This window comes from Synechococcus sp. R6-10, assembly GCF_047461815.1.
Taxonomy (GTDB): Bacteria; Cyanobacteriota; Cyanobacteriia; order Thermostichales; family Thermostichaceae; genus Thermostichus.
Genome location: NZ_JANSHW010000752.1, coordinates 1 through 563, shown reverse-complemented (window position 1 = coordinate 563; position 563 = coordinate 1). Strand labels below are relative to the sequence as shown.

The 563-nt window shown below is 63.1% G+C and carries 1 protein-coding gene; it reads left to right on the top strand.

All coding sequences use genetic code 11. The features are described 5' to 3' along the window. The first annotated feature begins 105 nt into the window (after nt 1-105). Nucleotides 106-519, top strand: coding sequence for a hypothetical protein (locus NW837_RS15800; protein WP_414332666.1), 414 nt, complete (start codon nt 106-108; stop codon nt 517-519). Nucleotides 520-563 lie beyond the last annotated feature (44 nt).

Here is a 563-nt window from a genome sequence, read left to right as displayed (position 1 = left end):
TGAGGGCAAGGCGGTTCCCGCGCTCTGATACCCCCTTGACTCCCACCCCATCCCGCAAGGTATACAAATGTATACTAACCCATCCTAAAGGGTGGAGGCGTTGTCATGCAAGCCCAAGAGACGGAGTTCTGGATTGCGTCGGAGCGCAACGGAGAGTATCCCTTCACACGCGAAGATTCGTTCGAGCGCAAGCTGCGTCGCCACCGCAAACTGCAGACGCAGCTGCACGACCTTGTAGACCCCCAACGGCGGGCGATTGCCTACTTGGAGCGCGTGGAGATTCAAACCGTGCTGGAGCGGGCGAACCTGACCCCGCGCCAGCGGTTCGTGTGCGAGCAGTACCTCAACGGCTGGACGCTACAGGAGATTGGCAAGCAGCTGGGCGTCACGAAGCAGGCAGCGGCGAAGACGCTCAAGTTCGCGCTGATCAAGCTCAAGCAGGCGTGGCGCAACAACCCGTTTCACGGGCTGGCGGAGGTGTACCGCAGCGAGACGCGGCGGGTGGGCAGTCGTCGCTAAAGCACGCGCACGAACGCCCCGCCCGGCATGCGTCGCGCCAGCCC

Coding starts and splice junctions, on each gene's coding strand:
- NW837_RS15800 (WP_414332666.1), top strand. CDS start 106: ATGCAAGCCCAAGAGACGGAGTTCTGGATTGCGTCGGAGCGCAACGGA.